The sequence below is a fragment of the Bradyrhizobium sp. genome (assembly GCF_035484855.1).
In the GTDB taxonomy this organism is placed as follows: Bacteria; Pseudomonadota; Alphaproteobacteria; order Rhizobiales; family Xanthobacteraceae; genus Bradyrhizobium.
The window spans coordinates 1-24,728 of record NZ_DATHOP010000023.1 but is presented as its reverse complement, the minus strand read 5'-3'; the positions used below and the strand labels follow the sequence as shown (position 1 = coordinate 24,728).

The window sequence follows — 24,728 nt, the reverse complement described above, 5'->3', positions numbered from 1 at the left end:
GCCGGTCGCCTGCAAGGCAGGTTTCGAGTTAATCACATGCCGATGGGCGACAACAAATATCCCGGCGATTCCTGGCTTGCGCACTATCGCGAGCGCGTCAATGCCGATCAGGAAATGTCGGTCATCGGGGACTGGTTCACGACAGCGTTTGCCCTGACTTTCGGGGACGAACGCTACGCGCTGCGGATCGAGAAGGGAAAGATCGCCGAGATCATCCAACGGCCGGGACTCGATGTCCGCACCTTGTTCGGATTCCGCGCGCCGGTTGCGGTTTGGCAAAAATTCCTGAGTGCCGATCCACCGCCGCTGTTTCACGATTTCTTTGCGATGTTGATGCGCGTGCCGGAATTCGAGCTCGAGGGAGACAGCCTGGTCGCCATGCAGAACGCGCGGGCGCTGCATCGGATGATGAACATCATGCGCGAAACGGGAGCCCCGGATGGCTGAGTTCGAACCAATCGTCGGACGGTATCTGCCGGTCAATATCGGTTCCGATCAGCATCGGATTTTCGTCGAGGAAGCGGGAAGCGGAATTCCATTGCTGTGCCTGCACACCGCGGGCAACGATACGCGTCAATTCCGCCACATCATGAACGATGCGGAGATCACCGGGCAGTTTCGGGTGATTGCGTTCGATTTGCCCTATCACGGACGCAGCGCGCCACCGGACGGATGGTGGCTCAGGAAATACCGGCTCACCACGGCTGCCTATCTGGATGCGATACGGGCGGTTTGGTCGGCGCTCGGGCTGGAACGGCCGTTGGTGATGGGATGCTCCATGGGCGGAGCGATCGTGCTGAAGCTCGCCGCCCTTTATCAGAACGAGCTTCGCGGCATCATTGGCCTGGAGAGTTCCGCCTATGCGCCCGGCCGCTATAATGAATTGCTTCATCATCCCGCCATTCATGGCGGAGAATTATGCGCCAGCTACACCTATGGACTCAATTCCCCCTTCAGTCCGGAGGTGAACCGGCGCGAAAACTGGTGGTACTACAGCCAGTCGGGCCCGGGTGTGTATCAGGGCGACGTGCATTTCTACAGCCTCGATTGGGACGCCCGCGAAGACATCGGCAATATCGATACAACGCGTTGCAAGGTCGCGCTGCTGACCGGCGAATACGACTACTCGTGCACACCGGCCATGACCGAAGCGGTTGCTGCCGCGATATCAGGCTCGCAGTATACCCTGATGAAGGGAATGGGCCATTTTCCCATGATCGAGGATCATGCGAGCTTCCGCCCGTATCTCCTCGACGCCCTCACGCACGTGACTTCGCAATGAAACCGGTGCTCAAAAGAAATGGGCGAGGTTTCGGCGACGCCCGCCAGGACGTAGGGGCATTGGGATGAGTTTGCGAGGCAAATGCGCCCTGATCACGGGATCGACCGGAGGGCTGGGGCGCGTCGTTGCCGAACATTTCGCAAGGGAAGGATGCAACGTCGTTCTCAACGGCGTCGTACCTGAAGCGGAGATGACCGCGGCACTTGCGGACCTCGAAGCGGTCCATGGAATCAGCGCGCGTTACGACCGCGCCGATCTGCGAAAGCCCGATGAAATCGCAGCGATGATGCAACGGGCTTTCGCCGCGTTTGGCGCCGTCGACATCCTGGTCAACAACGCCGTGGTCCGGCACTTCTCGCCGGTCGAGAGCTTTCCGGTCGAACGGTGGGACGAGGCCCTCGCTGTTAATATATCGGCGGCGTTCCATACCATCAGGCTGGCGCTGCCGCCGATGCGGCAGCGTGGCTGGGGGCGGATCATCAACGTTGCCTCGCCCTACAGTTTCATCGCGATCGCCAACCGCATCGACTATGTAACCACAAAGACGGCGCTGCTTGGTCTCACGCGCACCGTCGCACTGGAGACCGCCGGGCAAGACATCACCTGCAACGCCGTTGCGCCGGCGACCTTGCCGACGCCGCCCATCGAAGCAAGACTCCGCGGCATTGCCGAAGACCAAGGCATTTCCGTCGAGGCGGCAACGCAAAACTATCTGGCCGAGCGCCAGCCCGGCGGGCGCTTTGTGTCCATGCAGTCGGTTGCCGCCCTGATGGGCTTCCTGTGCGGACCGAATTCGCGCGACATCAGTGGCGCCGCCATTCCGCTGGACTGCGGATGGACGGTGAGTTGACGGGCGTTTTCCCGCAATGTCTCCTTACGCGCTCGACGATGATCGATCAGACGCCGCCGGGCTGCACGTAACAGAAGACGTAACGGTTGCGGCTCAGGAAGACGATGCCGTGACCGGTCGGATTCGATTTGTCCCATTTCAGCTTGTTGTCGGGGATTTCGATTTCGGTTCCGATCTCGACATGCGGGCGGCCACGCGGCTCGTCGGGCCGGTCATCGGTGATGGTCGCAAAGGTCTTGCCGTCCCTGACATGGATTTCATCGGCCCAATAGGCGTCGGCTTCGCCGCAACACGAGGCATTTGGAACGTCCGGCTGCATCAGGGCCTGGTACCATCCTCGAATCTCCGGATTGATCGCATCCCATTGCCCCACATCGCGGGCGTTCCCCGTCACCACCAGCCAGCCGAAAATACCGAGACCAAGGATGAGGCGCTTCATCCATCTGCTCCTGTGTTTTCCGGCAGGATCGATGAAAGCAAACTTCGTGCCGAAATTCACAGCGAGGACGACCGGGAATCCAGCAGCCCGGTAGACACCTCAGGCCGCGCGAATCAGTTAACGCTGCGCCAATGCGCGGGACCGTTTCGTTGCCGGGGATCCGGCCGACGATCGAACGATAAAACGGGAGATTGGGGATGACCGAGATAGGCCGCGGGGCGGGGCCGATATTCCAGTTCCGTCTGCGGAACGCCGCCACCCGTCGCGACAGCCGAAAAATCCGAGGCCTTGAAAATATTTCGGAGGTGACCGCCGCAACGGGCGGTCACCTCCGTCGAGATGCGCTGTCGCGACCGCTTATTTGCGGGCCGCGCAGGCGTACATGTTGATCTCCATGCCGACCGGCACTTCGACGATCTTCGGAGTCTTCCAAGCCATTACAGAATCTCCTCTTCGCGCGAAACGGCAAACTTGCCGTACGCAGGCGTCAGAATAAGACTGCGCTCGAAAGTTCGCAAGCGGGCAAGCCATCGCCGCAGACATCAACGATACGTGCGATGGATGGATAAGAATTTTCGCCGCAATGCCGAAGGTTTCGCCACCTAGTTCAGTCGTCCCCAGTGGGCAAGCGCTGCCCACACCAGCATGATCGCTCCCACGATCCAGATCGCGAGGATGACGAGCGCAGCGCCCCAGTTCCGCGGAAGCGATGCGGCCTCATTCGCCTCGGCGCGGTATTGTGCCATCACCTCGCGCGGGATCAGCAACAAAACCAGCCAGATGCCGAGCGGCACCACGATGACGTCGTCGAGATAGCCGATGACCGGGATGAAATCCGGGATCAGGTCGATGGGCGACAGCGCGTATCCCGTAACCGCCAGCGCCAACGCCTTGGCGTACCAGGGCATGCGCGGGTCGCGAGCGGCGAGATAAATGGCATGAGTGTCGCGCTGCAGCGCGCGCGCCCAGGTTTTCAGGTCGAACAGCGCGGTGCGAACGGTGAAGCAATGGCCGCTTCTCACTTGAATTTGCATTTGGTTTCGGGGCGATCGAGGCCGAGCGTATCGAGTTCGGAGACCTGATGCAGGAAACCTTCCTGCGGCGACACCGACACGGTGTTCCTGCCATCGAACAACAGGATCGGCTGGCGCAGTTGCAGGTTCCAGTCGCGCAGCGTCAGCTTCTGGCCCTTGAAGGCGGCCACCGAAAACTCCGGGCTCTTGATGTAGGCGAGCATCTTGCCGGGATCGGCGGAGCCGCTGCGGACCGCCGCCTCGCCGATCATCCGAACGGCGGTCCAGGCCTGCATGTCCTGCGCCGTCATGGCGCGCTGAAACGCCTTGGTAAAGCGGTTCTGCAATTGCACGGCGCCCCATTGATCGAACGCCGCGTCCCATGTGGTCGGCACCAGTCCCGCGGAGCCCGCGACCGGACGGGGATCCCACGTCCGGTACGGCAGATAGCCGGCAAAGACCTCGCTTTCGTCGGCCGCGACCAGCACGTCATAGGCGGCGGCGCCCTGGGTCACCACCGGCATCTGCCGCTGGATCTCGGCGACCCCACTGTCGGTGCGCCGCGCGCCGCCATTATCCTTGAACTCGCGTTGCTCGACGATCCTGGCGCCGAAGCGGGTTGCGGCGTGGCGGAGCGCATCGGCGAACAGCGCATCCTTTTGGTGCGAGCCAGCGATCAGCAGCCATTTGGTCCACTTCTTCCAGACCAGATATTGCGCGAGGCCGTCGGCCAGCATGGCGCGTGTCGGCGCGACATGAATGACATTGGCGCGGCAGTCCTCTTCGCGCAGGCGTTCGTCGATTGCCGACGCGTTGATCAGGATCTCGCCGCGCGGCTGGCCCGCGTCGGCAACCCTGAGCAGCCGGTCGGCATCGAGGCTCGTGATGATGAACGATACGCCCTGGTCCGCCAGCACATTCATGGCCGCGACCGGATCGTCGCCCTCGCCGAGCTGCTTCTCGATCAGCGTGTAGTGCTGATTGAGAAAGCGCCCGGTGCCGTTGTCGTCCTCAGCCCCCAGTTGGGCACCGGCCAGGCCATCATTGGCGGCCGGCACGTCGATCAGCGATATCCTGATCTTCGACGGCGTCTCATGAAGGTAGCCGATCTTGATGTCCTGCAGCGGATCGGACATCGCACCGCCCGACGCCAGGATGGCGCAGACGGCAATCCAGAACCGGCGCAGACGTCGCCTCCAACGAAATCTTGCAGTCGCGCGCCGTCGCGGCAGTTCCGATTCCGTCGTTCGATCGCGCCGCAACATTGATTGCAGGTCGCCTTGCTTGATCCGCGGGGCGATGCTGTGCGATGCCGGCATTTCACTCTGCTCTGGTTTTCCGTTAGGCTTGCTCGCGCGGTCAGGGTACTCCATTTGCGGTATAGCGCAACGAGATGCCCTGATCCGCCGATAGCCTTCGCGTGACCGCCGGGACAGAGACGTTGGAGAATGCCGATGGTCGTTTTGCGCCGTTCCGCGATACTTGGTGTTTCCCTGCTCTTGCTCTCAGCCGACACCGCCCTCGCCTACCGCGCCTATGTCTCCAACGAGAAGGGCAATTCGATCTCGGTTGTCGACACCGACAAGATGGAGACGGTCGCGACCATCAAGACCGGGCAACGGCCGCGCGGCATCGAAGTCTCCCGTGACGGAAAGTTGATCTATGTCGCGCTGGGCGATGACGACAAGATTCAGGTGTTCGACACCAAGACCCTGAACGACGTCGGCGAACTGCCGTCCGGCCCGGATCCCGAGCAATTCACGCTCGACCCGGCGGGCAAGCTTCTCTACGTCGCCAATGAAAATGACGCGATGGTGACCGTGATCGACCTGGAGAAGCGCGCCGCGGTCGGCGAGGTATCGGTCGGCATCGAGCCCGAGGGCATGGTGGTCAGCCCGGACTCCAGGACCCTGATCTGCACGTCCGAGACGACGAGCATGGTTCACTTCATCGACACCGCGAGCCGCCAGATCGTGGGCAACCTGCTGGTTGGTTCTCGCCCGCGGTTTTCGGCGTACAAGACCGATGGATCGGAACTCTGGGTGAGTTCGGAGATCGGCGGCGACCTCGCCATCATCGATCCGGCAACACGGCAACTCAAGCAGACCGTGAAGTTCGAAATTCCCGGTCTCAGGTCCGAGGCGATCCAGCCGGTCGGCATCAATCTCACCAGGGACGGCAAGCTCGGTTTCGTCGACCTCGGACCGGCCAACCGGGTGGCGGTCGTCGACGGCGTCACTCACGCCGTTGTGAAATATCTTTTGGTCGGCCAACGGGTTTGGCACGGTGCCTTTACGCCGGATGAGAAATATCTGGTGGTCGCCAATGGCGTCTCGAACGATGTCTCGATCATCGACGTGGCGCGACTGCAGGTGATCAAATCCATCCAGGTTGGGGAATTGCCCTGGGGCGTGGCCTTTGGCCCGAACTGAATACCGACCACGCCACCTCGGCTGCAGCTGCAACTGCGCCCCGGCGCGACACTAAGGGCCACTGCAACGATCCTTTCCTTGGGCGCACGCCCACGACGACGCGTCAGATCTGCCGCCTGCGGCTGTCAGGATAGCCGCAGCTCCACTTCCTTGCCGTCCATTCGGGATGCTGGCCGATCCACTGCGCGATATAGGGCGGCGCGCCCATCATGCATTGATTGATCGAACCATTCCAGGCGAACTGGAGATATTTCTCCTCGCAATTATTGGGATTGGCGATGGCACAAACGGTCAGGATGATCTCGATCAATCCGGCCTCCATTCGATATGGCCTTAGCTATATTACGCCCGGCTCACGGTTGTGTTTCAAACGTCGGGGAAGATATCACCCCGCCGCAGGGCATCCTGTATCGAATGATACGTTGCCCACACCTGCCTTGCCCAACCGCGAACCGGCGCGGTGGGCCTCGCCGCGCAGGTCATCGGCACCGGCGGGCGTATTTTTTCCGCATCGCAACTTTCCCGGCGATCGAGCCGCCAGCCTTGACATTGAACGGGAGCGTGCAATGTTTTGCCGGCACACCTGCCCGGGGTTTTCGCGCTCGGCGGCTGACGCCGTCAATGCGCCACATTGCCGACCAACAAATTTCCCGGGTGAGCCTGAAAAGCCGATCGAAAACAATCCAAGCTCAAGCAAGTCCAAGCTGAAGCATAAAAAAATTCGAGGGGTAAACGACCATGAAGACACGCGCCGCGGTCGCGTTCCAGGCGAAGAAGCCGCTTGAGATCGTGGAACTCGATCTCGAAGGTCCGAAAGCCGGCGAAGTCCTGCTCGAAATCAAGGCGACGGGAATTTGCCACACCGACGCCTACACGCTTGACGGCTTCGACAGCGAGGGAATTTTCCCCTCGATCCTGGGCCATGAAGGCGCCGGCATCGTGCGCGAAGTGGGCGCGGGCGTCACGTCGGTGAAGCCCGGCGATCACGCGATCCCGCTTTACACGCCCGAATGCCGCCAGTGCAAAAGCTGCCTGAGCCAAAAGACCAACCTCTGCACCGCCATCCGCGCGACGCAGGGCAAGGGGTTGATGCCCGACGGCACCTCGCGCTTCAGCCTCAAGGGCCAGACCATCTTCCACTACATGGGTTGCTCGACGTTTTCGAATTTCACCGTGCTGCCTGAAATCGCGGTGGCGAAGATTCGCGAGGACGCACCCTTCGACAAGAGTTGCTATATCGGCTGCGGGGTGACGACCGGGGTCGGCGCGGTGGTCAATACCGCCAAGGTCACGCCGGGCGCCAACGTCGTCGTGTTCGGGCTCGGCGGCATCGGGCTGAACGTCATCCAGGGCGCGAAGATGGTGGCGGCCGACAAGATCATCGGGGTCGACGTCAACGATTCCAAGGAGGAATGGGGCCGCCGCTTCGGCATGACCCATTTCGTCAATCCGAAAAAAGTCGAGGGCGATATCGTCCAGCACCTGGTCGCACTGACCGACGGCGGCGCTGATTTCACCTTCGACTGCACCGGCAATACCACCGTCATGCGCCAGGCGCTGGAAGCCTGTCACCGCGGCTGGGGCGTATCGGTGGTGATCGGAGTTGCGGAAGCCGGCAAGGAAATCGCGACGCGGCCATTCCAGCTCGTGACCGGGCGGGTCTGGAAGGGCACAGCGTTCGGCGGTGCCCGCGGTCGTACCGACGTGCCGAAAATCGTCGACTGGTACATGAACGGCAAGATTCAAATCGATCCGATGATCACCCACGTGCTCAAGCTCGAGGAGATCAACAAGGGATTCGATCTGATGCACGAAGGCAAGTCGATCCGCTCGGTCGTCGTGTTCTAACTGGAGTTCGCTCCGCGGATCTCGATCATCAACGTCAAACACAAGGGAGGATTGGCTATGAGCGTTCACATCCATCCGTCGGTTGACAATGGAGTCAAGAAAGGGTCGGGCAGCTTTGCCGGCGGCACCCTGGTCTGCAAATGCAAGGACAAGCCGGTCAAGGTCGGCATCAAGGGCGACGTCGCGCACAATCACGCCTGCGGCTGCACCAAGTGCTGGAAGCCTGACGGCGCAACCTTCTCGGTGGTCGCCGTGGTACCGCGCGACAGTGTCACCGTCCTGGAAAACGGCGACAAGCTTCAGGTCGTGGACGCCTCGGCGACGATCCAGCGGCACGCCTGCAAGGCCTGCGGCACCCATATGTACGGCCGCATCGAGAACAAGGCGCATCCGTTCTATGGGCTGGACTTCATCCATCCCGAACTGTTCACCGAAGGCGGTTCGGCGGCTCCGGGCTTTGCGGCGTTCGTGTCCTCGGTGATCGAATCCGGCGTCCACCCATCCCAGATGGACCCGATCAGGTCGCGCCTGAAGGAGCTCGGGCTCGAGCCCTACGACTGCCTGTCGCCGGCGCTGATGGATGCGATTGCGACCCACGTGGCGAAATCGAAGCCCAAGGCTGCCTGATCAAGGCCGCCTGATCCGGTCGAATGGCCCGGCGCGGCTGGTGTGAGCCAGCCGACCGGCAACACTGCAAATCGTGACAATCTTCGCGCCGAAGGTCGGCGCCGGAGCCGCAGCTTTATGACGATCGAAACCGTTTCGTCGAACCGCTCGTTCGACGGCGTCCAGGGCGTGTACAGGCACGCCAGCAGCCAGACCGGGACCGGCATGACCTTTTCGGTCTATGTGCCTCCGCATCAGGAAGGCACCAGGCTCCCGGTGGTTTGGTACCTGTCGGGCCTGACCTGCACCCATGCCAACGTCACCGAAAAGGGCGAATTCCGAAAGGCCTGCTCTGAGCTGGGTTTGATCTTCGTCGCACCCGACACCAGCCCGCGCGGCGAAGGCGTTCCCGGCGATCCTGCCGGCGCCTATGATTTCGGGCTCGGCGCCGGCTTCTATGTCGACGCCACCCAGCCGCCGTTTGCGCGTCACTATCGAATGTGGAGCTATGTGACGGAAGAACTGCCGGAGCTGGTCGCCGAACATTTCCCAACCGATCGAAAACGGCAATCGATCCTGGGCCATTCGATGGGCGGACATGGCGCGCTGACAATAGCGCTTCGACACCCCGACCGCTATCGCGCCGCCAGCGCATTCTCGCCGATCGCGGCGCCATCGCAGGTCCCATGGGGCATCAAGGCGCTGACCGGTTACCTCGGCGATGCCCGCGAGGCCTGGCGCAAGCACGATGCCGTTGCACTGATCGAGGACGGCGCGCGGTTTTCCGATTTTCTCGTCGATGTCGGCGATGCCGATCCGTTCCTCGCCGAGCAACTGCGCCCGGAGTTGCTGGAGCGTGCCTGCACGCAGGCCGGCATCCCGCTCCTGCTTCGCCGCCAGCCGGGCTATGACCACAGCTACTACTTCATATCGACCTTCATGGCGGATCACCTGCGCTGGCACGCCGCGCGGTTGAAGGCATGATGGAGAGCGCTCAGCCCACGGCTAACCGGGCGGCGAAACCATTCGAGGAGCAGGACAAATGGCCAGGGCGATCGCTTTGATGGTCTTCATTTTTGCACTTGTTCCGGTCGGCGCGTCGGCCAAGGACACCAGGTTCTGGAACCTGACCGCCAACACCATCACGTCGCTGCAGCTTTCGCCGGCCGGCAAGAACGATTGGGGCCGCAACCAGGCCGACAACGATTCCGACCACACCGTCGATCACGACGAGCGCCTGAAGATCACCGACACCGCCCCCGGCGCATACGACGTCAAATTTACCGACAAGAGCGGACGGACCTGCGTCGTGCCGAACATTCAGCTTGCTGCAGGCGCGGTCTTCACGATCGAGGAAAAGGACCTCAAGGGCTGCACCAAATAAGCCGCTCCGGATCCGGGCTCGCGAGGGCGCCTCAAAAATTCACGCCGAACAGAAGCCGCGCCTGGTGGCGCTCGAAATTGACGAGGTCGAGCGAACCGGCCGACGTCGCCGCCTGACCCGCGACTTGCGCGCTCCACGCCGCCGCGATCCACGCCTTTTCGGAGAGTTTCACGTAGATCGTCGGTCCGATGAAAAAGCCCTGCCCGGCGAGCGTATCCAGGCCAAGGCCGTCATATTTGCGCAGGTAGCGGGCTTCGCCGCCGACGAAGACTCCGGAATGAACCTGAGCCATCACGCCGATCGCAACACCGGCGGTGGACTCCTGCGACCAGGTCCCGGTCAGGTTCGAACGCATGGTTTCGGGCTGGTAGAGCAGGTTGAACGCCGCAACGATCCGATCGGGGACGATCTCCCAGTCGGCGGCCGCGACGAAGTCGACGCCATATTGGTTCACGCCTTCGCCGGTCACTTCATCGGCGCGGCCCCAATGCGGCTCGGCGCCGAGCGCGAAACCGAACGGCGCGGTGGCGCGATCGAGGAAGCGGTAGCGGAAGTCAGCGGACAGGCCGCCGATTGTCGCATAGTGTTGATCGGTGAGACCGCTCACGCCTGATATGTCGTAGGAAACCAGTGCACCGGTATATTCGGTGCGCAGATTCGCGATCGGCACGAATTCCGCCGACATCGTGCTCTCCGAAGCCAGATACGATCCGTCGCGCTTCGCAAACCGGCCGGTAACCGAGCCTTCCAGTTCCCGCTCGCCCAACTCGCCCACGTCGGCGCCGATGGTGAAGCCGAACAGATGTTCGGTCTCGATCGGCTCAGTGCGAGCCTCGGTCGGGATCACCGCGAGCGCCAGCAGCAGGCCGGGTTTCGCCGCCTCCCTCAACAACGCAGCCAGGCGTTTGCGTGCCCACTGTTCCGCCATGGCGCTATCCTAGCCACAGTTTGGTGGGCTTGCGTAGCACTTTGCCGCATCGCAGTGGGAAAACCCCGCGACTTTGCGCCTCGATGCCCGCCGGATTTGTGTCTTGTCGCCGTCCGCTATTTCTCGCAAGAATAACGGCGTCGCGAAAATCCTCGAACCCGCGATCGGTCGAGCCTCGCAAACAGAGGCCGGTCGCCCGGAACGAATCGTAATGTCCAGATTTCTCTTGACGCTCTTTCTACTTGCGGCGGCCGCTCCCGCGATCGCCGGCGAGGCTTTGCGGATAGGCGTGCAGACGACTGGCACGTTCGCCTGGCAACTGGATGTGATCCGCCGCCATGATCTAGCTGCCGGCCTTGATTTGAAGATCAACGAATACGCTTCCCCCGATGCCGGCAAGCTCGCGCTGAACGGCGGTTCGGTCGATCTTGCCGTCGTCGATTGGCTTTGGGCTGTGCGAGCGCGCGCGCTTGGCACCAGGCTGCTGTTCTATCCCTATTCCAGTTCTGTCGGCTCCATCATGGTGCGCCGGGATTCACCGCTGCGGACGCTCGGCGATCTCAAGGGCAAGGTTCTCGCGGTCGCGGGCGGCCCGCTCGACAAGAGCTGGCTCATCGTCCAGGCGGCGGCAATCCGCCAGGGTATCGATCTCAAGCGCGAGACGACGCTCGAATACGGCGCCCCGCCGCTGATGTCGGAAAAATTGCAGCAGGGCGAAGCCGACGCCAGTCTCAATTTCTGGAATTTTTGCGCCAGGCTCGAAGCGCAGGGCTATCGTCGCCTTCTCGACGTGCGCGACGCGCAGTCGACCCTCGGCCTGAAGGCGCCGGTTGCCCTGATCGGATACGCCTTCTCGGAGGAGTTCGCGGCCGATCACAAGGACACGATCGATCGCTTCCTCGCCGCTGCCAGGCAGGCCGACGACATCATGCTGCGGTCGGACGCGGAATGGGAGGCGCTACGCCCGCTGATCAAAGCCGAGGATGAATGGACCTTCAAGGCGTACCGCGACCGCACCCGGGAGGGCATCCCGCGCCGGCCGCTGGCCGCGGAGGAGCTTGATGCGAACGCGCTTTTCAAGACGCTCGCCGGTATCGGCGGCCCGCAACTGGTTGGGCCGTCACAGCAACTCGATTCCGGCCTCTATTATCGACCCACAACGCGCGGAGAATGAGCGTTGCCGAGGATCTATTCGCTGACGGCACTGGTCGCGATCTGGGCGGTCGCCGCGGCGATGGCGCAGTCGCGGCTGTTGCCGGGACCGCTTTCGGTCGGCGCGACCATCCTCACGGATATCCGCTCGGGCGAGTTGCCGTTTCAGATGGGCTGCACGCTCGCGCGCGTGACCGGTTCTTTCGCGATCGCGATGGCGCTCGGCATCTTCGCAGGCTACGCGATGGGGCGCTCGAAGGCCGTCGACCGCTACGCCGATCCGTGGCTCGTCGTGCTGATCAATCTGCCGGCGCTGGTGACGATCATTTTCGCCTATGTCTGGATCGGCCTCAACGAAACCGCGGCGATCCTGGCGGTCGCCCTCAACAAGCTTCCCAACGTGATCGTGGTGGTGCGCGAGGGCGCCCGCGCGCTCGACCCTGAGCTCGACGAAATGGCCGGCGCCTTTCAATTCAGCCGGCTTTCGCGGATCCGTCACGTCGTCATCCCGCAACTGGCGCCATATCTGGCTGCCAGTTCGCGTTCCGGCCTCTCGATTGTCTGGAAAATCGTGCTCGTGGTCGAGTTGATCGGACGCCCCAACGGCGTAGGCTTCGTGCTGGGCTCGGCCTTCTCGCTGTTCGACATGACCAGGATACTGGGCTATTCGATCTCTTTCATCGCCCTCATGCTCGTGATCGAAAGCCTTCTGGTACAGCCGCTTGAACGACGCGCAATCCGCTGGCGACGCCGCCCCGCTTGAACTTCGCATCGATGCGAAGGTCTTCCTGTCCGCGGACGGCACCCCGGTCGAGGTTATCAGAGGCCTGAAGTTTCGGCTGGACGCGGGATCGTTCGGCGCCCTGATCGGCCCTTCCGGCTGCGGCAAGACGACGATCCTCAAGATCGCGGCCGGCATCGATGCCGATTTTCGCGGCGAGCTGCGCAGGCCCGGCTCCGGACGGTTGGGGATGGTTTTTCAGGAGCCTCGCCTGTTGCCCTGGCGCACGGTCGAACAGAATATCCGGCTTGTCCTGCCTGCCCGCGGCGCGGCAACAGACCTGACCGAACTGGTCGAGATACTCGGCCTCGGCGCGCACCTGACCCGCTATCCCGGCGAATTGTCGCTGGGACTTGCGCGCCGCGCGGCTATTGCGCGGGCCTTTGCCGTGCAGCCTGACTTCCTGCTGCTGGACGAGCCGTTCGTGTCGCTCGATGAAGCCACGGCGGACCGGCTGCGCGACGAACTCGTGGCGCTGACGAAAAGGACGAGCGTGACGACCCTGTTCGTGACCCATGATGTGGCTGAAGCCATCCAACTGGCGGATCGGCTGTTCTTCCTGTCGGACCGGCCGGCACGGATCATCGCCGAGAAAGCACTGCCGCCGCCGCGGGGAGCGCGCAGCCCCGAGGTCGTTGCGTCGATCGGCAATGAAATGCGATTGCTGCTGTCGCAGGTCGGGACCGATCCCGGCAGCTAGCTATGCTGCTCACACCAGATGGTTCTCGATCGCGAAGCGCACCAGTTCGGCGGATGAGCGCAGCCCGAGCTTCTGGCGCATGATGGAAGAGCTGTTCGCGATCGTCTTGTACGACGAATGCACCAGCCATGCGATTTCGGAGAGGCTTTTGCCCGCGCCCAGCAGGCGCAAGATCTCGATCTCGCGCTGCGTCAATTTCGTCAGGGGATTTTCGGCCAATCCCGGACCGGCAAATGCGATGCCCTGGGCGATCGCGGATGGTAGGAATACCCCACCGTCGGCCACCTTGCCGATGGCCTCGACGAGATCACCGGGGTCGCCCGATTTCGAGACATACCCCTTCGCGCCGGCCTCGATGGCGCGCGCCGCGAAGATCGGGTCGTCATTCATGCTGAACATGATGATGCGTGCCGACCCATCGCGCCCCAGGATTCGGCGCGCCAGCTCGAAGCCGGAAACGCCGGGCAGATTGATGTCGAGGATACAGATGTCGGGGCGCTCGGCGACGAAAGCCGCCTCGCCGCTTTCGGCGTCGGCTGCCTCCAGAACGGTGATGTCCGGTTTACCGGCCAACAGCGCGCGGCAACCCGAGGCAACGATGGGATGGTCATCGACGATCAGGATACGCATCGACATCGATCGAGGGCCTCATCCGCGCCGCCCATCTCGTTTTGGCTTTACACTATGCCGTTCCGGAAGAAGTGCGCTACGGTTCAATTAGATAGAGGCCGTTTTTGACTGTCAACGTTTAGCAGTTCACGTGAGAACAGAGCGGCCCGGTGCGGAGCATGGCAATGTGGCAGAAGCTCTCCTTGCGAGCGCGATTGAATGCGCTTCTGGCGCTCGTCATGGTGCTCGGTCTTTTCATCAACATCGCGCGGCTGCTGCTGGAGGCTGGTCCACGGGTTGCCGCCGAAGATCAGAGCGTGGTCAGGCTGGCGCGCGGCTTCGTCGAAACTCTGGTGTCGGATATCAATGATGCATCCGATCCGGAGGCAAGGCTGGACCATATCGTCGAAGGCCTCAAGCAATTGCGCCATGTCAGCATCACCCGCGAGCATGACCAGGCCGCGGGCGGCGCGCCGGCGGCGGCGCCACCCCGCGATGATGGCGAACCCCGTCAGGTTCCCGAGTGGTTCGTGACCCTCATTCACCCGGATCAGACGACCGTGACCGTGCCGATTGCTGGCAACGGGCGATCGCTGGGGTCGCTCGTCATCACCTCGCACCCGACCGACGAAATCGCCGAGATCTGGGACGGCATCGTCACGCAGATCGAGGTCGGATCGGCGATTGCCGCGGCGCTTTTCCTGATCACGATGACCGTCGTCAACCGCGCGCTGGCACCGATCCAGTCGCTGACGGAGACGATGAGCGCCATCGAGGCCGGCCGCTATGACGCGCGCGTGAGGCCGACAGGTTCCCCGGAATTGGCCGCGATCTGCAGCAAACTCAACCATCTGGCGTCCGTCCTTGGGGAAACCGTCGAGGACAAGAGGCGGCTTGCCGAGCGCGTGGTCTCGTTGCAGGACGCCGAGCGCAAGGAGGTCGCGCGCGACCTGCATGACGAGTTCGGCCCCTATCTGTTTGCCCTGCGCGCGCACGCTTCGGCGCTGACGCAATTGGCCGACAGCCCTGCCCCCGATCTCGACGCGCTTCGCAAACATATCGGTGCGATGACCGAACAGGTCAACGCGCTGCAGCAATCCAACCGGCGCGTGCTGGAGCGGCTGCGGCCGGTGGGGCTTGCCGAACTTGGTCTCGCGGACGCACTTGCCGCCTTGATACGCCTTTGGCGCGACACCCATCCCGACGTCGCGATCGGGACCTCGATTTCGCCGTCGCTCGGCGCGCGCGGCGAGACGGCGGAACTGACGATCTACCGTGTCGTGCAGGAGGCGCTGACCAACGTCTTCCGGCACGCGCGCGCGACCCGCGTCGATATCACGGTAGAACCGGCCCCACCGCCCTGCGCCGGGACCGGCGATTCCGGGGCGATCATGGTGAGCGTGCGCGACAATGGCGCCGGCCTGCCGGCCGTCCACAAGCAGGGATTGGGCATGCTCGGCATGCGCGAGCGGGTGCTGGCGCTGGGCGGCACCCTGACCGTGGCATCGACCAATCACGGGGTTACCGTGGAAGCGATGGTTCCCTCCCACCCAGGTTGGAGCGCACCGCCACGGGCGGGAATTTTTCCCGACAAAACGACCTAAACTTCCTGATATCCATCACAAGTTGAAACACTAGCATTGCCTGGGCCGACGGCAGAGCCGCCGGAAACGAGATGGAACGTGTGGGATGGGGATTCGATTCCTGTCGATCGTCTCGGTGTCGATATGCCTGCTGTCCGGCAATGAATGCGTTCGCGCGCAAGGCACCCAAGGCGCAACCGAGACCCTGCCAACTGTTGAGGTGACCGCGCCCCAGTCGGCGGCGAAGCGCGGCCACAACGAAAACGCCAAACGCGTCGTTCGTCCTGCGCGGCCCGTGGTCTATCCCACGACGCCGGTTGCCGGTTCGAGTTCGGGTTCGGGTATCAATCCTGACAAGGTGCCGGCGAGCGTCAATATCGTCGACGCCAGCCAGATCAAGCAAACGGGATCGCTGAACATCACCGATGCCCTGCAGCAATACGTGCCCGGCGTGGTCGTCAATGAGGTTTCAGGCAACCCGTTTCAGCCGAACGTGCAATTTCGCGGCTTCGTCGCCTCACCCGTGTCCGGCACGCCGCAGGGGCTGGCGGTCTACCAGAACGGCGTGCGTATCAATGAGGCCTTCGGCGACACCGTCAACTGGGACCTGATTCCGACGGCTGCGATCAAATCGCTTTCGGTGGTGACCAACAATCCCGCCTTTGGCCTGAATGCGCTGGGCGGCGCCGTCGATCTGCAGATGAAGGACGGCTTCAGCTATCACGGCGCCGAGATCGACACCATGGGCGGCTCGTTCGGGCGAGTCCAGAGTTCGGCGCAATGGGGCAAGCAGATCGACAATTGGGCCGTCTACGGCGCGCTCGAAGGATTGCGCGATGACGGGTTTCGCAATTTTTCGGCTTCCGACGTTCGTCGCTTCTACGGGGATGTCGGGGTCAAGAGCGACAGCAGCGAATTTCATGTCAACATGGGCGCGGCCGACAATCATTTCGGCGCCACCGCAACCGTGCCGATCGAAATGCTCCAGCAATATTGGGGCGCCACCTACACCACGCCACAAACCTCCGACAACCGCGTCGGCTATGTCAATCTGACCGGAAAAGTCGAGGTCACGCCGACATGGACCATCGATGGTTCGGCCCATGTGCGGATTTTCGACCAGAAGACCCAGGACGGCAATCCGACGGGAACGCAGCCCTGCACGGCCGATCCGACGCTGTTGTGTTACGGCGACGGCAGTACACCGGCTAACGGCCTGAACGGCAACCAGCTTTCCAATCCGTTCGGCCCCGATGCCATCCTCGGGGAAAACGATCGGACGATGACGCACTCGACCACGACGGGTTTCACCCTGCAGGCGACCAACACCGACAAGGTATTCGGGCATGACAACCATTTCGTGGTCGGCACCAGCCTCGACTACAGCGTCACCCATTTCACGGCCAGCGCGGAGCTGGGAACGATCGGCTCCGACTACGTCGTCACCGGTTCCGGCATTTTCCTCGGTGCCTCCGGCAGTCCGGTTTCGATCGGCCCGGTCGACCTTCGCACCACCAACCAATATACCGGACTCTATGCGCTCGACACCTTCGACGTCACCAAAGCGTTCTCGCTCACGGCCGGCGGACGCTTCAACGTCGCCAATATCGGCTTGCAGGACCAGATCGGCACGTCGCTGAACGGCAACGATACCTACACGCGCTTCAACCCGATCATCGGCGGCACTTACAAGATCACTTCCGAGTTGACAGCCTATGCCGGCTATTCGGAAGCCAACCGCGCGCCGACCCCGCTCGAACTCGGATGCGCCAATCCGGCGCAGCCCTGCGTCATCGCGGCCTTCCTGGTCTCCGATCCACCGCTCAAGCAGGTCGTGTCGCATACGGTGGAAGCCGGCTTGCGCGGCACCAGAGAGATGAACATCGGCACGCTCGGCTGGAAGCTCGGCGTCTACCGCGCCGACAATACCGACGACATCCTCGCCATTCCGAGTCCGGTCGTTCAGGGTTTTGGCTATTTCCAGAACGTCGGTTCGACCCGCCGCCAAGGCATCGAGGCCGAGGCCAATCTCAAATCGGCGACGCTGCAGCTCTACGCCAGCTATGCGCTGGTCGATGCGCGATTCCTCGATGCCCTGCAGGTCGGCTCCAACAGCCCCTTTGCCGACGCCAATGGCAACGTCCAGATCCTTCCCGGTAACCGCATTCCAGCGATCCCGCGCAACCGGATCAAGGCCGGCTTCGACTATTCGGTCACCGACGCGTTCAAGGTGGGGGGCGACGCGCTGCTCGTCAGCAGCCAATATTTCGTCGGCGACGAGTCCAACCAGGCGCCCCGACTGCCGGGCTATGCGGTGTTCAATCTCCACGCCTCCTATCAGATCAACAAGACCTTCCAGCTCTATGCGCGGGTCGATAATTTGTTCGACAATCGGTATGCGACATATGGCACGTTCTTCGACACGTCATCCCTGCCGAATTTCGCCAATGGCGGCGCGGCGTTCACCGACGCGCGTTCGCTCAGCCCGGCGCGGCCGCGCGCCTTCTACACCGGCCTGAAGGCCACCTTCTGAAAGCAGAGAGGCCCTCAGCCCGCCGGCGCATTGCGGCGCGCCAGGAAGCCGCGCGCCGGGTCGTAGGCCACAATCGCGCCGAACAGGAACAGCGCCGTGCAGCCGACGACGACCGCCAGCGAAATCCAGTTTACCTGTTCATAGAGCGCAAAGCGAATCAGCTCGGTGGCATGGGTGAACGGATTGAGCTCGCACACATAGTACAACAGCGGGCTGGACTCCTTGACGCGCCACAATGGATAAAGCGCCGACGACGCAAAGAACATCGGGAAAATCACAAAATTCATGACGCCGGCGAAATTCTCCAGCTGCTTGATCAGCGAGGAAATCAGCATGCCGAGCGCGCCCAGCATGAATCCGCTGAGCAGGAGCGCCGGCAACAGCGTCAGATAGCCGAGCGGCGGCGGCTCGATTTCCCAGAACCAGGCGATCAGCAGGAAGGCATAGGCCTGCAGCACCGACACCAGCGTGCCGGCCAAAAGTTTTGAGGTCAAGAGCCACCAGCGCGGGAACGGGCTGACCAGGAGCGTACGCATGCCTCCGGTTTCGCGGTCATAGACCATGGTCAGCGACGATTGCATGCCGTTGAAGAGCTGGATCATCGCGATCAATCCCGGCGCGATATAGACCTCGTAGAGCACGTAGGTCTCGTAGGGCGGAATGATCGACAGCCCGAGGACCTGGCGAAAGCCGGCGGCAAAAATGAACAGCCATACCAGCGGGCGCACCAGCGCGGAGATGAAGCGTTCGCGCTGATGGATGAAGCGTAAGCCTTCCCGCCAGACGATGCCCTTGAGGCAGATGAAATACTGCGCCGGCGAGAAGCTGTGCTTCTTGATCGTACTGGCGGCGGCCGTCATGCCGTTGCTTCCAGTTCGCGCTGATCCGCAGCCCCGGTCAGCCGGCCGAAGGCGTCACGCAGATCGGCACCGCCGGACTTGCCGACAACCTCGCCCAGCGCGCCCTGCGCAAGCACACGGCCCTTGTGCAGGACCACGACGTCATCATCAGCTCCGGCTTCATCGATCAGATGCGTCGCCCACAGTACACCGATGCCCTCCACCGTCGACAGCCGGCGTACATGGTCGAGGATGTCGGCACGCGCCTTGATGTCGAGGCCGACCGTTGGTTCGTCCAGCAGCAGCAAACGGGGCCGGTGCAGCAGCGCGCGGGCAATCTCGATCCGGCGCATCTGGCCGATCGAGAGATTCCCAACGCGATCGCGGCTGCGATCGGTCATCGCCACGCGGTCCAGCACCTGCGCGATCAGCGGATCGGCCTGCCTGCCGGAGATGCCATGCAGCGCCGCGTGGTACATCAGGTTCTGCCGCACCGAGATATCGAGATCGAGCGCGCGGGACTGAAACACGACGCCAAGCATGCTCAAGGCCGCGCCCGGCTCCGCTGCCACGTCGTGTCCGAAGATGCGGATGCGGCCCGACCGTATCGCGTAGAGCCGCGTGATCAGCGAAAACAGCGTCGACTTCCCTGCGCCGTTCAAGCCCAACAGCACGGTGAAGGACGATTGCCCGACGGAGAGACTGACATCGTTCAGCGCGACCCGCGTTCCATAACGATGGCCGATGCGTTCGATTTCGAGGGCGGGGATCTCTGCAGTGGCAGGTGGTTTCATGACCAGTCCCGAAAGCCATGGATCCATTCGCGCGGTCGACCAGCCGACATTCCCGGACCTCGTCTGTGAAATGCGCGCCGTGCCGGTCTCTTCCGACACGAAGAGCTTCGGGATGAGCCGGCGATTTAACTTACTGCGTCGCCTGCGGCAAGCTTCGCCTGCTTGACCGAGATTATCGATCCTGACAAAGCTATTCGCACCAAGCTGCAGCTGCCGGACCTCGGATGTTTGTTGCAGCGCATCGAACGTCCGCATTCGATTGGATGCAAAGCAGGGGCATGGGCCGGTGACAGATATCAAATGCTACATTCTCGCTGCCGTCGTGCTCGCAGGCTCCGTCACCGGCGCCAGCGCCCAGGATGCTGCGCTTGGCGAGAAGGTATTTCTCAAATGCAAGGCCTGTCATCAGATTGGCGAGGGCGCCAAGGACGCGGTCGGGCCGGTGCTCAACGGCGTCGTCGGTCGACCGGCCGGCACCTATCCGGGCTACAATTACAGCGACGCCAACAAGAATTCGGGCCTCGTCTGGGACGAGGCGACGCTGAAGGAATATCTGAAGAATCCGCGCGCCAAGGTTCCCGGCACCAAGATGATTTTCCCCGGCTTGCCGAAGGATGAGGACATCGACAACGTCATTGCCTATCTCAAGCAGTTCGGCCCCGACGGAAAGAAGCAACCCTGAACGTCATTGCCTTCGATGCCGCTTGACAGGCAGAAGAGCATGGCGGTGCAGCGACGACGCACGTAAAGGACACGGATGATGGCTTGCTTGCGCACCTTCCTCATGTTCTGCACGGCATCGGCAGCCAGCATCCTTGCTACGGCCGCAAACGTGTCGGCTGAGGATCTCAACGACTATCCGACATCGGCGCGTGCCGATTATGTTTTCGCCTGCATGAAGGCCAATGGCGAAACCCGGGAACTACTGGACAAGTGTTCCTGCTCGATCGACGTGATTGCATCGATCATTCCCTATGAGCGATACGTGACCGCGGAGACCATTATCTCCATGTCCCAGGTCACGGGGCCGGTGGGTTCCGAGTTCCGCTCGACCGAGCGGGCCAAGCTGGCGCTGCAGGAATTCCGCCGCGCGCAGGCGGAAGCCGAAATTCGCTGCTTCTAAATCGAGATGAGTTCAGGTTGATAAAACGACGGCTTATTCTCCCCTCCCCCCGTCCGCGAAGCGTACGGCGGGGAGGGGTCGGGGGTGGGAGGTGCCTCGGCAAACTCGCTGCCAGCGGAACAAGTTGAGACAGCCCCCACCCCCGACCCCTCCCCGCCACGCGCAAGGGCGCGTGGAGGGAGGGGAGATAACCACACTCGCGTCTGCTCCGAATCAACTCAAAGACATCACGCTTCTAGAGCATCGATTTCTCGACGCTCCATTCATCCCGGAACACCTTCTTGCTGGTATCGACGGCTTCGACGCGGAACTTGGACGCGCCATTGGGCGTGTAATTGAAACGGATGTTGGGGTCTTCCGATATCGCGATGCCGCCATCCATCGTCAGCACCAGATCGTCGCCCTGCCAGATCTTGAGATTGTCGATGAAGAACGGCGGTATGTAGAGGCGCGTGAGCTGGTCCATCTGCAGTCCCGAATTCTGCGGGTGGCGAAGCATCAGCTGGGCCTCGGGCCGCGCGTCGGAGTCCGATCTGAAGGTACGGAACTTCATCTGACCGAGCACCGAACGGGTGGCGTCGGCATTCGAGGAAGCCGGTGCGGAGCATCCGCCGGACGCCTTCACGAACGTCTTGACGCCGTAGAGCTTGCCGTCGCTGAGTTCGGCGATCAGGCGCACATAGGAGTAGCTGTTGACCCGAACGCGCGTCGAGATCGATGTCACGCCGGCATGAGGCCCGATCGTGTACGTTGCCGCGACGGGCGCGGGGTTCTCGTCGATCACAAGCGTCAGCGATTGCAGCGTACGCTTGTCGTCGGCGGCCAGATTGACCCGCATGCCGATCGGTACGATCGCGGCATCCTCGGCGCGCCGCGGCGCATCGAGCACCACGAGGCCGGTGCCGTCGAGAATCGGGCGATCCTTGAAGATGTCGCCGCGGATGCTGTTCCAGGTTTCTTCCGACGGCTGGTCCTGGCCGGCCGGCTGCTGCGCAATGGCGACGGACGGCGCGACGACGTAAAGCGCTCCCGCCAGCGCCGCGACGATCACTCTGGAAAAAATCGACATGGTCGAATTCCGCTTCCATGAAGCTGATGCAGCCTATCCGAATCGTCAAACAGCGGCAAGTTGCGCCGCGCAGTCGCGAAACCTCCGTCACTCCCATTCGAGTTCGCTATAGGCGGCGATAACGTTGCGCGAACCGTACTCATCGAACAATTTCCACCGCGACTGTTCGCCTCGTCCGGCCTCCGTGGCCACCCTGGCCAGGGGCGTTCCCTGGACGATGAAGTCGCGAACGTCCCGAATGAGATCCTCGAAGTAGCGGCGCTCGTCGGCGATCGCACCGCGCCAATCGGCGACGACCGGGCCATGGCCCGGCACGACGCGCATGGCGGCCATGCGCTGCAGCACATCGAGGTCGGCGAGAAAGCCGCGAATGCTGCCATCCAGTACCGGAATGTGCTCGACGAACAAGAGATCGCCGGCAAACAAGGTTGAGGTAGCGTTGTCCAGAACCGTCAAGTCATTGTCGGTATGCCCGGCCGGCCATGCCTTCAGGGTCAACGTCCGGTTCCCCAGATCGATCCGTGTTTCATCGTCGACCAGCAGCGTCGGAGGCACAATCTTCACCTCGTCGATCAGCGCATCACCGAGCACCGGACGGAATGCCTTCAGGTAAAATTCGCCGCGGGCCGCCATCGCACGTGCCAGGTTCCGGTGCCCGGCAAAGGTGACGCCGTCCCGCACAAACGCCGCGTTGCCGAAAATGTGATCGGGATGAACGTGGGTATTGACGACGTAGCGAACCGGTTTCGGCGTCACCTCGCGGATCGCGGCCAGCAAGCGGGTTCCTTCGCGAACGCTGCCGCCGGTATCGATCACGGCGACCGCGTCGTCGCCGACGATAAATCCGACATTGGCGGCATCGCCTTGATTGGCAGCGTTCATCATCTCGATGCTGCCGACGTGGACGTAGACTCCAGGCGCAATCTCAGAGACAGCCAACGGTGAGGATGCCTGTCGTATTTGCGCGCGGCTATCGCCAACAGGCAGAAGCGACAACAACGTTGTCCCAAATATAACGCCCACGAAATGAAGTGCCCACTCGGTGCGAGGAACAAAATGGGCGCGCAAAAAGTTCAAGCGAGAGAACGCGCTTCGACAAATTGCCACTTTCTTGCCTTTCATTTCCCTCGGAGCGATGGAAGCTTGGGAAAAAATCATCGCCTCGGTCTGAGATGCGTCGTCTCAGTTTGAGCGATGGGCAGTAGATTCGTCGTTCTCGCTCACGTTGCAGTGCAAGACAATCAAAACTTGCTTCTGTTTCGCGAGTTACCTAACCTGTGTAGGGATGATTGCCTAACACATACCGGGAAGATTTCCCGACCCGTGTTGGGAGTGTCACCTAAATTACTTCTGGCTTCGTGAGCGACGGTGAACAGGGAGCCCGTTACTCTTTCGAAAACACAAGTCGGCACTGTTCGTTGCACTTCAAATCGACGGGTTGTGACAACGATTCACAGGCCGTGAACAATTCATCCAGATGAGGGCGAACGACGTCCCGCGGAGAATGTGTCATCCAAGGAGCGTCAGCTACCCTCTAGGCAAAAACCCAGGGAGGAAGCGAATGAGAAAATTTCTAGTCGTCACCACTTCGGTCTTCGGCCTTTTGGCGTTGCAGAATATCGCTGCGCGCGCCGACGCCGACCTGGATCAACGCGCCAAGGATCCAAAGCAATGGGTCATGCAGCAGGGCGATGATGCCAATACGCGCTTTTCCAAGCTCAATCAGATCAACGCCGCCAACGCCAGCAAGCTGCAGGTCGCCTGGACATTTTCGACCGGCGTGCTTCGCGGTCACGAAGGCGGCCCGCTGGTGGTCGGCGACATCATGTATGTGCATGCGCCGTTTCCGAACACGGTCTATGCGCTCGATCTGAATCACGACGGCAAGATTCTCTGGCGATATGAACCGCGGCAGGATCCCAACGTGATCCCGATCATGTGCTGCGACACCGTCAACCGTGGCGTCGCCTACGCCGACGGCAAGATCTTCCTGCATCAGGCCGACACGACGCTGGTCGCGCTCGACGCCAAGACCGGCGCCAAGGTCTGGTCGGTGATGGACGGTGAGGCCGGCAAGGGACAATCCGGCACCGACGCGCCGTTCGTGTACAAGGACAAGGTTCTGGTCGGCGTTTCAGGCGGCGAATTCGGCGTTCGCGGCTGGGTCAGCGCCTACAACATCAAGGACGGCAAGCTGGCCTGGCGCGGCTATTCGGAAGGGCCGGACGCCGACACCCTGATCGACCCCGACAAGACCACCTCGCTCGGCAAGCCGGTCGGGCCGAATTCGTCGACCTCGACCTGGGAAGGCGATCAATGGAAGATCGGCGGCGGCGCCACCTGGGGCTGGTATTCCTACGATCCCGAGTTGAACCTGGTCTATTACGGCTCCGGCAATCCCTCGACCTGGAACCCGGTGCAACGCCCCGGCGACAATCGCTGGTCGATGTCGATCTGGGCGCGGGACCTCGATACCGGCAAGGTCAAATGGATCTACCAGATGACCCCGCATGACGAATGGGACTTCGACGGCGTCAACGAGATGATCCTGACCGACCAGAATATCGGCGGCCAAACCCGTAACGTGCTGACGCATTTCGACCGCAACGGCTTCGGCTATACGCTGGATCGCGCCACCGGCGAATTGCTGGTCGCAGAAAAGTACGATCCGGTGGTGAACTGGGCCAGCAAGGTCGACATGGACAAGTCGTCCAAGACCTACGGCCGTCCGCTGGTGGTGGATGCCTATTCGACCCAGCACCA

General features: G+C 62.1%; 27 protein-coding genes. 16 read left to right on the top strand and 11 right to left on the bottom strand.

The window, feature by feature from the left end; all coding sequences use genetic code 11:
- Positions 1–36: 36 nt before the first annotated feature.
- The 3 genes from VK804_RS01860 to VK804_RS01850 all read left to right on the top strand — a co-directional run bounded on the left by VK804_RS01860 (position 37) and on the right by VK804_RS01850 (position 2,132).
- Entirely contained in the window at positions 37–447 is a 411-nt protein-coding gene (locus VK804_RS01860; protein WP_325367203.1) for a hypothetical protein, read from the top strand.
- Positions 440–1,282, top strand: a complete 843-nt coding sequence (locus tag VK804_RS01855) for an alpha/beta hydrolase (protein WP_325367201.1) — start codon at positions 440–442, stop codon at positions 1,280–1,282. Before VK804_RS01860 ends, VK804_RS01855 begins: the two co-directional genes overlap by 8 nt.
- A gap of 64 nt (positions 1,283–1,346) precedes the next feature.
- Positions 1,347–2,132: an SDR family NAD(P)-dependent oxidoreductase gene (locus VK804_RS01850; RefSeq protein WP_325367199.1), complete on the top strand. Its 786-nt coding sequence runs from the start codon at positions 1,347–1,349 to the stop codon at positions 2,130–2,132.
- 46 nt (positions 2,133–2,178) lie between these two features.
- Here the strand turns inward: VK804_RS01850 and VK804_RS01845 are convergent, their stop codons facing one another.
- The 4 genes from VK804_RS01845 to VK804_RS01830 all read right to left on the bottom strand — a co-directional run bounded on the left by VK804_RS01845 (position 2,179) and on the right by VK804_RS01830 (position 4,720).
- Positions 2,179–2,571: a hypothetical protein gene (locus VK804_RS01845; RefSeq protein ID WP_325367197.1), complete on the bottom strand. Its 393-nt coding sequence runs from the start codon at positions 2,569–2,571 to the stop codon at positions 2,179–2,181.
- Between the two features lie 357 nt (positions 2,572–2,928).
- The gene (gene pqqA, locus VK804_RS01840) at positions 2,929–3,009 is read right to left on the bottom strand and encodes a pyrroloquinoline quinone precursor peptide PqqA (protein WP_009031067.1); all 81 of its coding nucleotides are present in this window, start codon (positions 3,007–3,009) and stop codon (positions 2,929–2,931) included.
- A 164-nt stretch (positions 3,010–3,173) separates the two neighbouring features.
- The gene (locus tag VK804_RS01835; protein WP_325367195.1) at positions 3,174–3,605 is read right to left on the bottom strand and encodes a YkvA family protein; all 432 of its coding nucleotides are present in this window, start codon (positions 3,603–3,605) and stop codon (positions 3,174–3,176) included.
- On the bottom strand, positions 3,590–4,720 hold the full coding sequence (locus VK804_RS01830) for an ABC transporter substrate-binding protein (protein WP_325367193.1): 1,131 nt from the start codon (positions 4,718–4,720) through the stop codon (positions 3,590–3,592). Before VK804_RS01830 ends, VK804_RS01835 begins: the two co-directional genes overlap by 16 nt.
- Positions 4,721–5,038: 318 nt before the next feature.
- On the opposite strand from VK804_RS01830, the gene VK804_RS01825 reads away from it, so the two are divergent.
- A complete protein-coding gene (locus tag VK804_RS01825; RefSeq protein WP_325367191.1) occupies positions 5,039–6,016 on the top strand; it encodes a PQQ-dependent catabolism-associated beta-propeller protein in 978 nt (325 codons plus the stop codon).
- 103 nt (positions 6,017–6,119) lie between these two features.
- Here VK804_RS01825 and VK804_RS01820 read toward each other — a convergent pair whose 3' ends face one another.
- The gene (locus tag VK804_RS01820; protein ID WP_414642696.1) at positions 6,120–6,326 is read right to left on the bottom strand and encodes a hypothetical protein; all 207 of its coding nucleotides are present in this window, start codon (positions 6,324–6,326) and stop codon (positions 6,120–6,122) included.
- A 428-nt stretch (positions 6,327–6,754) separates the two neighbouring features.
- Between VK804_RS01820 and VK804_RS01815 the strand changes: the two genes are divergently transcribed.
- The 4 genes from VK804_RS01815 (at position 6,755) to VK804_RS01800 (ending at position 9,854) form a co-directional block, all read left to right on the top strand.
- Positions 6,755–7,864 carry an S-(hydroxymethyl)glutathione dehydrogenase/class III alcohol dehydrogenase gene (locus VK804_RS01815; protein WP_325367186.1) on the top strand — a complete coding sequence of 370 codons (1,110 nt, stop codon included), beginning with the start codon at positions 6,755–6,757 and terminating at the stop codon, positions 7,862–7,864.
- 57 nt (positions 7,865–7,921) lie between these two features.
- The gene (gene gfa / locus VK804_RS01810; protein WP_325367184.1) at positions 7,922–8,491 is read left to right on the top strand and encodes an S-(hydroxymethyl)glutathione synthase; all 570 of its coding nucleotides are present in this window, start codon (positions 7,922–7,924) and stop codon (positions 8,489–8,491) included.
- 117 nt (positions 8,492–8,608) lie between these two features.
- Positions 8,609–9,454, top strand: coding sequence for an S-formylglutathione hydrolase (fghA, locus tag VK804_RS01805; protein WP_325367182.1), 846 nt, complete (start codon positions 8,609–8,611; stop codon positions 9,452–9,454).
- A 58-nt stretch (positions 9,455–9,512) separates the two neighbouring features.
- Positions 9,513–9,854: a hypothetical protein gene (locus tag VK804_RS01800; protein WP_325367180.1), complete on the top strand. Its 342-nt coding sequence runs from the start codon at positions 9,513–9,515 to the stop codon at positions 9,852–9,854.
- A gap of 31 nt (positions 9,855–9,885) precedes the next feature.
- Here VK804_RS01800 and VK804_RS01795 read toward each other — a convergent pair whose 3' ends face one another.
- Positions 9,886–10,782 (bottom strand): hypothetical protein, encoded by an 897-nt coding sequence (locus VK804_RS01795; RefSeq protein ID WP_325367178.1) that lies wholly within the window; start codon positions 10,780–10,782, stop codon positions 9,886–9,888.
- Between the two features lie 211 nt (positions 10,783–10,993).
- On the opposite strand from VK804_RS01795, the gene VK804_RS01790 reads away from it, so the two are divergent.
- From VK804_RS01790 to VK804_RS01780, 3 genes are read left to right on the top strand one after another with little or no spacing between them, the layout of a single operon-like run.
- Complete coding sequence (locus VK804_RS01790; protein ID WP_325367176.1) at positions 10,994–11,956, top strand: ABC transporter substrate-binding protein; 963 nt, start codon at positions 10,994–10,996, stop codon at positions 11,954–11,956.
- Between the two features lie 3 nt (positions 11,957–11,959).
- Entirely contained in the window at positions 11,960–12,697 is a 738-nt protein-coding gene (locus VK804_RS01785) for an ABC transporter permease (protein WP_325367174.1), read from the top strand.
- Positions 12,657–13,415: an ABC transporter ATP-binding protein gene (locus tag VK804_RS01780; RefSeq protein ID WP_325367172.1), complete on the top strand. Its 759-nt coding sequence runs from the start codon at positions 12,657–12,659 to the stop codon at positions 13,413–13,415. Before VK804_RS01785 ends, VK804_RS01780 begins: the two co-directional genes overlap by 41 nt.
- A gap of 9 nt (positions 13,416–13,424) precedes the next feature.
- On the opposite strand, the gene VK804_RS01775 is transcribed toward VK804_RS01780, so the two are convergent.
- Positions 13,425–14,045 (bottom strand): response regulator transcription factor, encoded by a 621-nt coding sequence (locus VK804_RS01775; RefSeq protein WP_325367272.1) that lies wholly within the window; start codon positions 14,043–14,045, stop codon positions 13,425–13,427.
- 164 nt (positions 14,046–14,209) lie between these two features.
- Between VK804_RS01775 and VK804_RS01770 the strand changes: the two genes are divergently transcribed.
- Positions 14,210–15,628, top strand: coding sequence for a histidine kinase (locus tag VK804_RS01770; RefSeq protein WP_325367170.1), 1,419 nt, complete (start codon positions 14,210–14,212; stop codon positions 15,626–15,628).
- A gap of 85 nt (positions 15,629–15,713) precedes the next feature.
- Entirely contained in the window at positions 15,714–18,140 is a 2,427-nt protein-coding gene (locus VK804_RS01765) for a TonB-dependent receptor (RefSeq protein ID WP_325367168.1), read from the top strand.
- A gap of 14 nt (positions 18,141–18,154) precedes the next feature.
- Here the strand turns inward: VK804_RS01765 and VK804_RS01760 are convergent, their stop codons facing one another.
- Positions 18,155–19,000, bottom strand: a complete 846-nt coding sequence (locus tag VK804_RS01760) for an ABC transporter permease (RefSeq protein ID WP_325367166.1) — start codon at positions 18,998–19,000, stop codon at positions 18,155–18,157.
- Positions 18,997–19,800 carry an ATP-binding cassette domain-containing protein gene (locus tag VK804_RS01755; RefSeq protein WP_325367270.1) on the bottom strand — a complete coding sequence of 268 codons (804 nt, stop codon included), beginning with the start codon at positions 19,798–19,800 and terminating at the stop codon, positions 18,997–18,999. Before VK804_RS01755 ends, VK804_RS01760 begins: the two co-directional genes overlap by 4 nt.
- Before the next feature lie 268 nt (positions 19,801–20,068).
- Between VK804_RS01755 and VK804_RS01750 the strand changes: the two genes are divergently transcribed.
- On the top strand, positions 20,069–20,455 hold the full coding sequence (locus VK804_RS01750) for a cytochrome c family protein (protein ID WP_325367268.1): 387 nt from the start codon (positions 20,069–20,071) through the stop codon (positions 20,453–20,455).
- A gap of 102 nt (positions 20,456–20,557) precedes the next feature.
- On the top strand, positions 20,558–20,896 hold the full coding sequence (locus tag VK804_RS01745; RefSeq protein ID WP_325367267.1) for a hypothetical protein: 339 nt from the start codon (positions 20,558–20,560) through the stop codon (positions 20,894–20,896).
- 235 nt (positions 20,897–21,131) lie between these two features.
- On the opposite strand, the gene VK804_RS01740 is transcribed toward VK804_RS01745, so the two are convergent.
- Together VK804_RS01740 and VK804_RS01735 are read right to left on the bottom strand one after the other, a co-directional pair.
- Positions 21,132–21,965 (bottom strand): quinoprotein dehydrogenase-associated SoxYZ-like carrier, encoded by an 834-nt coding sequence (locus tag VK804_RS01740; RefSeq protein ID WP_325367164.1) that lies wholly within the window; start codon positions 21,963–21,965, stop codon positions 21,132–21,134.
- 87 nt (positions 21,966–22,052) lie between these two features.
- A complete protein-coding gene (locus VK804_RS01735) occupies positions 22,053–23,087 on the bottom strand; it encodes a quinoprotein relay system zinc metallohydrolase 2 (RefSeq protein WP_325367162.1) in 1,035 nt (344 codons plus the stop codon).
- Between the two features lie 439 nt (positions 23,088–23,526).
- Between VK804_RS01735 and VK804_RS01730 the strand changes: the two genes are divergently transcribed.
- The coding region (locus VK804_RS01730; protein ID WP_325367160.1) for a PQQ-dependent dehydrogenase, methanol/ethanol family at positions 23,527–24,728 on the top strand (1,202 nt) is incomplete at its 3' end.

Excerpts from the sequence above, each read along its gene's own strand:
- VK804_RS01860 (WP_325367203.1), top strand. The coding sequence starts at position 37 with ATGCCGATGGGCGACAACAAATATCCCGGCGATTCCTGGCTTGCGCAC.
- VK804_RS01855 (WP_325367201.1), top strand. The coding sequence starts at position 440 with ATGGCTGAGTTCGAACCAATCGTCGGACGGTATCTGCCGGTCAATATC.
- VK804_RS01850 (WP_325367199.1), top strand. The coding sequence starts at position 1,347 with ATGAGTTTGCGAGGCAAATGCGCCCTGATCACGGGATCGACCGGAGGG.
- VK804_RS01845 (WP_325367197.1), bottom strand. The coding sequence starts at position 2,571 with ATGAAGCGCCTCATCCTTGGTCTCGGTATTTTCGGCTGGCTGGTGGTG.
- pqqA (WP_009031067.1), bottom strand. The coding sequence starts at position 3,009 with ATGGCTTGGAAGACTCCGAAGATCGTCGAAGTGCCGGTCGGCATGGAG.
- VK804_RS01835 (WP_325367195.1), bottom strand. The coding sequence starts at position 3,605 with ATGCAAATTCAAGTGAGAAGCGGCCATTGCTTCACCGTTCGCACCGCG.
- VK804_RS01830 (WP_325367193.1), bottom strand. The coding sequence starts at position 4,720 with ATGTCCGATCCGCTGCAGGACATCAAGATCGGCTACCTTCATGAGACG.
- VK804_RS01825 (WP_325367191.1), top strand. The coding sequence starts at position 5,039 with ATGGTCGTTTTGCGCCGTTCCGCGATACTTGGTGTTTCCCTGCTCTTG.
- VK804_RS01815 (WP_325367186.1), top strand. The coding sequence starts at position 6,755 with ATGAAGACACGCGCCGCGGTCGCGTTCCAGGCGAAGAAGCCGCTTGAG.
- gfa (WP_325367184.1), top strand. The coding sequence starts at position 7,922 with ATGAGCGTTCACATCCATCCGTCGGTTGACAATGGAGTCAAGAAAGGG.
- fghA (WP_325367182.1), top strand. The coding sequence starts at position 8,609 with ATGACGATCGAAACCGTTTCGTCGAACCGCTCGTTCGACGGCGTCCAG.
- VK804_RS01800 (WP_325367180.1), top strand. The coding sequence starts at position 9,513 with ATGGCCAGGGCGATCGCTTTGATGGTCTTCATTTTTGCACTTGTTCCG.
- VK804_RS01795 (WP_325367178.1), bottom strand. The coding sequence starts at position 10,782 with ATGGCGGAACAGTGGGCACGCAAACGCCTGGCTGCGTTGTTGAGGGAG.
- VK804_RS01790 (WP_325367176.1), top strand. The coding sequence starts at position 10,994 with ATGTCCAGATTTCTCTTGACGCTCTTTCTACTTGCGGCGGCCGCTCCC.
- VK804_RS01775 (WP_325367272.1), bottom strand. The coding sequence starts at position 14,045 with ATGCGTATCCTGATCGTCGATGACCATCCCATCGTTGCCTCGGGTTGC.
- VK804_RS01770 (WP_325367170.1), top strand. The coding sequence starts at position 14,210 with ATGTGGCAGAAGCTCTCCTTGCGAGCGCGATTGAATGCGCTTCTGGCG.
- VK804_RS01765 (WP_325367168.1), top strand. The coding sequence starts at position 15,714 with ATGGGGATTCGATTCCTGTCGATCGTCTCGGTGTCGATATGCCTGCTG.
- VK804_RS01760 (WP_325367166.1), bottom strand. The coding sequence starts at position 19,000 with ATGACGGCCGCCGCCAGTACGATCAAGAAGCACAGCTTCTCGCCGGCG.
- VK804_RS01755 (WP_325367270.1), bottom strand. The coding sequence starts at position 19,800 with ATGGATCCATGGCTTTCGGGACTGGTCATGAAACCACCTGCCACTGCA.
- VK804_RS01745 (WP_325367267.1), top strand. The coding sequence starts at position 20,558 with ATGTTCTGCACGGCATCGGCAGCCAGCATCCTTGCTACGGCCGCAAAC.
- VK804_RS01740 (WP_325367164.1), bottom strand. The coding sequence starts at position 21,965 with ATGTCGATTTTTTCCAGAGTGATCGTCGCGGCGCTGGCGGGAGCGCTT.
- VK804_RS01735 (WP_325367162.1), bottom strand. The coding sequence starts at position 23,087 with ATGAAAGGCAAGAAAGTGGCAATTTGTCGAAGCGCGTTCTCTCGCTTG.